The 6,791-nt window shown below is 64.2% G+C and carries 3 protein-coding genes; 1 reads left to right on the plus strand and 2 read right to left on the minus strand.

What is annotated here, in order from left to right; genetic code table 11:
• Positions 1-22 precede the first annotated feature (22 nt).
• Positions 23-2,746: a bifunctional [glutamate--ammonia ligase]-adenylyl-L-tyrosine phosphorylase/[glutamate--ammonia-ligase] adenylyltransferase gene (gene glnE / locus ABW22_RS04795; protein WP_059752516.1), complete on the minus strand. Its 2,724-nt coding sequence runs from the start codon at positions 2,744-2,746 to the stop codon at positions 23-25.
• A 96-nt stretch (positions 2,747-2,842) separates the two neighbouring features.
• Between glnE and acs the strand changes: the two genes are divergently transcribed.
• On the plus strand, positions 2,843-4,810 hold the full coding sequence (gene acs, locus ABW22_RS04800) for an acetate--CoA ligase (protein WP_059752518.1): 1,968 nt from the start codon (positions 2,843-2,845) through the stop codon (positions 4,808-4,810).
• A gap of 178 nt (positions 4,811-4,988) precedes the next feature.
• On the opposite strand, the gene ABW22_RS04805 is transcribed toward acs, so the two are convergent.
• The coding region (locus ABW22_RS04805) for a putative bifunctional diguanylate cyclase/phosphodiesterase (protein ID WP_059752520.1) at positions 4,989-6,791 on the minus strand (1,803 nt) is incomplete at its 5' end.

The raw sequence follows: 6,791 nt of genomic DNA on the forward strand, positions 1-6,791 counted from the left end.
AGCCGCCATCATGGCAGGAATTTCAGGCTGCCGCGCCCATGGCCTGCACCCACAGCACGTTGACTGCATTACGCACGCTTTCCACGGCGGGCAGCGGCACCCGCGCATAGTCCGCGCCGCTCAGCTTGATCGCGTGCTGCTGGCGGCGCAGCTCGCGATAGGCGTCGGCCGCGGCCTGCGCGACATCGGCAGAGATCAGCCCGGCCGCGCCCGCGCGCAGCAAGAGCGCGATGTTGCCGACGTTGTCGGCGAGTTCGGGATGCACCTGCCCATGCCGCAACACCAGATACTGTACGCAGAACTCGACGTCGACGATGCCGCCGCTGTCGTGCTTGAGGTCGAACAATTCACTGTTGTTGATGTGGCCGGCATGCATTTTTTCGCGCATCGCCAGCACTTCTTCGCGCAGTTTTCCGGCGTCGCGTGGCGCGGCGAGCACCTCGCGGCGCAGGGCCTCGAAGTTCGCGCCGATCGTCGCATCGCCGCAGACGAAGCGCGCGCGCGTCAGCGCCTGGTGTTCCCACGTCCAGGCGTGATGCAGCTGGTAATCACGGAACGCTTCGACCGAGCTGACCAGCAGGCCCGATGCGCCGTCCGGGCGCAGGCGCAGGTCGGTCTCGTAGAGGATTCCCGCCGGGGTGAGGGTGCCGAGCCAGGTATTGATGCGCTGCGTCAGCCGCGCGTAGATTTCCTGCGCGCGCGCGTCGGCGTCGTCGTACAGGAACACCAGGTCGAGATCTGACGCGTAGCCGAGCTCCCTGCCGCCGAGTTTGCCGTAGCCGATGACGGCGAAGCGCGGTGTGTCGCGGTGGCGCGTCTTCAGTCCGGCCCAGCAGCGTGCAAGGGTTTCGGCGAGCAGCGTGTCGGCGAGATCCGACAGGTGATCCGACAGCGCTTCCAGCGTCAGCCGGCCGGCCACGTCCTGCGCCAGCAGGCGCAGCGTCTGCACCTGCTTGAAGCGGCGCAGCGCATCCAGCTGCGCTTCGGTGTCGCCGGGGCGGGCGTCGAGTTCGTCGCGCAATTGCGCGCCAAGTTGCGTCCAGTCGGGCACGCTCATCAGGGATTGCGGCGAGATCAGCTCGTCCAGCAACTGCGGCTGCTGCGTCAGCACCTGCGCCGCCCACGGACTCGCCGCCAGCAGGCGCACCAGCTGCCGCAGCGCCGCCGGGTATTCGGCCAGCAGCGCCAGATAGGTGGAGCGGCGCGCAATGGACTGCAGCAATGCGGCAAAGCGTTCCAGCGTGGCCATCGGATCGGGCTGGCTGCCGATGACCTCGAGCGCGGGCGGCAACAGCGCGTTGAGCAGAAGCTGCGTCGATTCGGCCAGCCGTGCGGTGTGCTGGCGCAGCGCATCGAGCGTGGCCAGCACCCGTTGTGGATCGTCGTAGCCGGCGTTTTCCAGCAGCGCGTGGGTGGTGGCGGCGTCCGCCGTGCCACAGCACGCGGCGGTCAGCGGGTGGCTCATCTGGTCGGTTTGCGGCGCGGCGAACATTTGCTCGAAATGGCGCGTGACCTTGTTGCGGTGGCGCTCAAGCGCGGCGAGCAATGCCGCGTAGTCGGGGAAACCCATCGCCTCGGCGAGCATCGCCTGCGATTCGGCGTCGTCCGGCAACTGCTGGGTTTGCGCGTCGTCCAGATATTGCAGTCGGTGTTCCAGCCGCCGCAGGAAATCGTAAGCGGCGGCAAGTTCCTGCTGCGCATCGGCCGTCATCAGGTCGTTGTTCACCAGTTCGCCCAGCGCCGTCAGCGTCGGACGCTGCTGCAGGGCGGCGATCTGGCCGCCGCGGATGAGCTGGAACACCTGCGCGGTGAATTCGATTTCGCGGATGCCGCCCGGCCCCAGCTTGATGTTGTCTGCCATCTCGCGGCGCGCGACCTCGCGCCGGATCTGCACATGAAGGTCGCGGATCGCGGCAAACGCGCCGAAGTCGAGGTATTTGCGGAACACGAAGGGCCGCACGATTTCCATCAATTCGTCGTGATGGCTGCCGGTGAGTGGGCGCGCCTTGATCCAGGCATAGCGTTCCCACGGCCGCCCCTGCGCGACCAGATAGTCTTCCAGCATGGCAAAGCCCATCGCGAACGGCCCGGAATCTCCCCACGGGCGCAGCCGCAGGTCGACGCGGAACACATAGCCGTCGGCGGTGGCTTCCGACAGCGCGGCCGTCAGTTTGCGCCCGAGGCGGACGAAGAATTCGTGGTTGCTGATCGACTTGACCGTCTGGATACCATCCCTGCGGGACATAATCGCGGTGGCGGCGCTGTCGGCCGCGGTGTCGCCCTCCTCGGGATAGAGATAGATGAGATCGATATCGGACGACACGTTGAGTTCGCCGCCGCCGAGCTTGCCCATGCCGACCACGACCATCTGCTGCGGCTGGCCGTTTTCGTCGCGCGGTTCGCCGTGGCGCGCGACAAGCGCGGCGTGGTGGAAGTCGAGCGCGGCCGCGAGGCACACCTCGGCCAGCACGCTGTAGGTGGCCGTCACTTCGGCCAGGTCGGCGCTAGCTGCCAGATCGCGCGCGGTGGCGACCAGCCACACGTGCTGGCGCAACTGCCGCAAACGTTGATGCAGTGCGGCTTCATCGGCGCACGGGGGCTGGTTCAGGAAGGCCTGCATGGCTTCGCAGGTGAAGGCATGGTCGAGTTGTCCGGCCACGGCTTCGGCCAGCTGCGGCTGCGCCGCCAGCAGGCGGCGGCCATAGCGGGAACAGCGGACAACACGGTCGAGTGCGGGATGGCTCATGGCTTGGATTGGGCGGTTTGAATTAGGCTGCTTTGAATTAGATGCTTTGAATTAAAATCGGGCAGTTATCAAACACTTTATCAGTGGAGAGACCGTATGGCTTCTATCGAGTCGATTCTGACCGAAACCCGTGTGTTCCCGCCTGCGGACGCCTTTGTCAAACAGGCCAATGTGTCTGGCATGGACGCCTACCAGGCCTTGTGCCGTCAGGCTGAAACCGACTACGAGGGTTTCTGGGCGGACCAGGCGCGCCGGACGATAGACTGGAAAAAGCCGTTCGCGCGCACCCTGGACGAGTCGAAGGCGCCGTTCTACAAGTGGTTCGAGGATGGCGAGCTCAACGTTTCATACAACTGTCTGGACCGCCATCTGGCGACCCGCGGCGCCAAGACCGCGCTGATTTTCGAGGCCGACGACGGCGCGGTGACGAAAGTCACCTACAAGCAGCTGCACGCGCGGGTGTGCCAGTTCGCCAACGGTCTGCAGTCGCTCGGCGTGGTCAAGGGCGACCGCGTGATCGTCTACATGCCGATGAGCATCGAGGCCGTGGTGGCGATGCAGGCGTGTGCGCGCATCGGCGCCATCCACTCGGTGGTGTTCGGCGGCTTTTCCGCCAAGAGCCTGTTCGAGCGCATTGAGGACGCCCGCGCCAAGCTGATCATCACCGCCGACGAATCGCTGCGCGGCGGCAAGGCGGTGCCGCTGAAGCACGCGGTCGACGAGGCGCTGGCGATGGGCGACACCTCCTGCGTTGAAAAAGTGGTCGTCTATCGTCGCACCAAAGGCGCCGTGAACTGGGGCGCGCGCGACCTGTGGTGGCACGAGCTCACGCAGACCCAGGCCGAGACCTGCGAACCGGTTTGGGTCAGTGCCGAGCATCCGTTGTTCATCCTCTACACTTCGGGCTCGACCGGCAAACCCAAAGGCGTGCAGCATTCCACCGGCGGCTACCTGCTCGGCGCCATCCTCTCCATGGAGTGGGTGTTCGACGCCAAGCCCGATTCCGACGTCTACTGGTGCACCGCCGACGTCGGCTGGATCACCGGCCACACCTATGTCACCTATGGTCCGCTGGCGCTGGGCATGACCGAGGTCATCTTCGAGGGCATCCCCACCTATCCGCACCCCGGCCGCTTCTGGGAGACCATTGCCAAGCACCGCGTCACCACCTTCTACACCGCGCCGACCGCGATCCGCAGCCTGATCAAACTGGGTTCCGACCTGCCGGCAAAGTTTGACCTGTCGTCGCTGCGCCTGCTGGGCACAGTGGGCGAGCCGATCAACCCGGAGGCCTGGATGTGGTACCACGAGGTGATCGGCGGCGGCCGCTGCCCGATCGTCGATACCTGGTGGCAGACCGAAACCGGCGCCCACATGATTTCGCCGCTGCCCGGCGCGGTGCCGACCAAGCCCGGCTCCTGCACCCTGCCGCTGCCCGGCATCATGGCGGCGATCACTGACGAGCACGGACACCCGGTCGAAAAAGGCCACGGTGGCTATCTGGTGATCAAGCGGCCGTTCCCCTCGCAGCTGCGCACCCTGTGGGGCGACCCCGACCGCTTCAAGAAGACCTATTTTCCCGAGGAACTCGGCGGCAAGATCTATCTCGCCGGCGATTCGGCGCACCGCGACAGCGACGGCTATTTCTGGATCATGGGGCGCATCGATGACGTGCTGAACGTGTCCGGCCATCGCCTGGGCACCATGGAAATCGAATCCGCGCTGGTGTCCAACCCGCTCGTCGCGGAGGCCGCCGTGGTGGGCCGCCCGCATGAGATCAAGGGCGAATCGGTGGTGGCGTATGTGGTGCTGAAAGGCAAGCGCCCCACCGGCGAAGAAGCACGCAAAATCGTCGCCGAGCTGCGCGATTGGGTCGGCAAGGAAATCGGCCCGATCGCCAAGCCAGACGAAATCCGCTTCGGCGACAACCTGCCCAAGACCCGTTCCGGCAAGATCATGCGCCGCCTGCTGCGGGCGATCGCCAAGGGCGAGGCCATCACCCAGGACATCTCCACCCTGGAGAACCCGGCGATTCTGGAGCAGCTGAAGGAAACGGTGAAGTAAACAGGCGATCTCGGGCCCGAAGACCGACCCTCGTGGCCTATGCCCACAAGTATTTCGTGGCCCAGGGCGGGATGCTGTCGCAATAATCATCGCGTCGAAACCGCATGCGCTTACGCGCGAACAGGCCGAGCGGTTTTATGTCCCGCAGGGACGGTATCCTTCAGGGGACGCTCGCTGCTCAAGCCGGATTGAAATTTCCGGCATTATGTCCCCTAGGGACGGCAGCCTTTAGGGTCCGCAACAACGGGAAAATATCCTCCGCCGGCAGCGGCCTGCTGAAAAAATAGCCTTGCATGGCGTCGCAACCCCGTTCGAGCAGGAAATCGAATTGTCCCTGCGTTTCCACCCCTTCGGCCACCACCTTGAGGCGCAGGCTGTGAGCCATGGCGATGATGGCGGTCACGATCGCCGCATCGTCCGGGTCGGTCATAATATCTCCCACGAAGGATTTGTCGATCTTGATGGTGTCGATGGGCAGGCGCTTGAGATAACTCAACGAGGAATAGCCGGTTCCGAAATCGTCGATGAAGATGCGCATGCCCTTTGCGCTCAACGCCTGCAGGATATTGGCTGCTGTCGACAGGTTTTGCATCAGAATGCTTTCGGTAATCTCCAATTCCAGGCAGGACGGATCCACCCCCGTTTCCTCCAGCACCCGCTCGATGGTTTCAACCAGGTTGTGAATTCCGGTTGCTTCACCGCTGGCCGAGAACTGCCTGAACTGACGCGCCGACAGGTTCACCGCCACGGGGAGAAAGGGCATCCCTTCCTCTTGCCAGGCCTTGATCTGCAAACACGCTGTCCGCAAGACCCATTCGCCGATCGGGACGATCAGGCCGGTTTCCTCCGCCAGCGGAATAAACTGGTCGGGCGGGATCATGCCTCTGACCGGATGCGTCCAGCGCAGCAGCGCCTCCAGTCCGATCACGGCCCCGCTCGCGAGATCCACCTTGGGCTGGTAATAAAGCCGCAACTCGTCACGTTCCAGGGCGCGGCGCAAGCTGCTCTCCAGGGTGAGGCGCTCCGACGACAGGTTTTCCGGATCGGGCCGGTAGAACTGATACCCCAGGCCTTGCTCCTTGGCCTGGTACATGGCGTTGTCGGCGCACCGGATGAGGTTGCCCGCATCGATGGCGTCCGAGGGATAGAAGGCGATGCCGATGCTGGCGGAGACGAAGACTTCATGCGCATCCAGTTGAAAGGCGCGAGCGAAGGCATCCATGATTTTCTGGGCGACGAGCGCGGCATCCTGTTTTCCGGGAAGCCCTTGCAGCAGCACCACGAATTCGTCGCCCCCCAGTCTGGCCAGTACGTCGCCCTTGCGGAAGCAGCCGGCGAGCCGTTCGGCCACCATCAGCAGCAGCTTGTCGCCCAGCGCATGGCCAAAGGTGTCGTTGATCAACTTGAACCGGTCCAGGTCGAGAAACAGCACCGCCAACTGCGCCCCGTCCAGCGCCGCCTCGTCCAGGCTGATGCCAAGGCGCTCCTGGAAGAATTTTCGGTTGGGCAGATTGGTCAGCGGGTCATGGTTGGCCAAGTGCACCAACTGACTCTCGAACTGCTTGCGCTCGGTCAGGTCGCGCAGCACGTAGGTGATGAAACGTCCCGTGGATCCTTCGAACACGCTGCTGGATCCCTCCACCATGAAAAACGTGCCGTCCTGGCGCAGCCCCTGGGTTTCCCACACCCGGGCATGCTGCAACCCTTCATCCAGTTGGCAGGACAGCGGTTCCGGCAGCACCGTCCCGATCGACCGCTCCAGCGCCTGGTTGCGGCGATAGCCGAACATGCGCTCCGCCGCCCGGTTGAAATAGGCGATTTTCCCCTGGGGATCGGTCATGATGATCCCGTCGTGGGCGGTTTCCGCCAAATCCCGGAAACGGCGTTCGGATTCCAGCGCGGTGGCGCGCAACGCTTCCTCCTCGGTCATATCCTCCACGATCAGAAGAAGCCGGGCTTCTTCTTCTTCTTCTTCTTCTTC

Source organism: Thiobacillus denitrificans, from assembly GCF_001530125.1.
Classification (GTDB): Bacteria; Pseudomonadota; Gammaproteobacteria; order Burkholderiales; family Thiobacillaceae; genus Thiobacillus; species Thiobacillus denitrificans_C.

Coding starts and splice junctions, on each gene's coding strand:
- acs (WP_059752518.1), top strand. CDS start 2,843: ATGGCTTCTATCGAGTCGATTCTGACCGAAACCCGTGTGTTCCCGCCT.
- glnE (WP_059752516.1), bottom strand. CDS start 2,746: ATGAGCCATCCCGCACTCGACCGTGTTGTCCGCTGTTCCCGCTATGGC.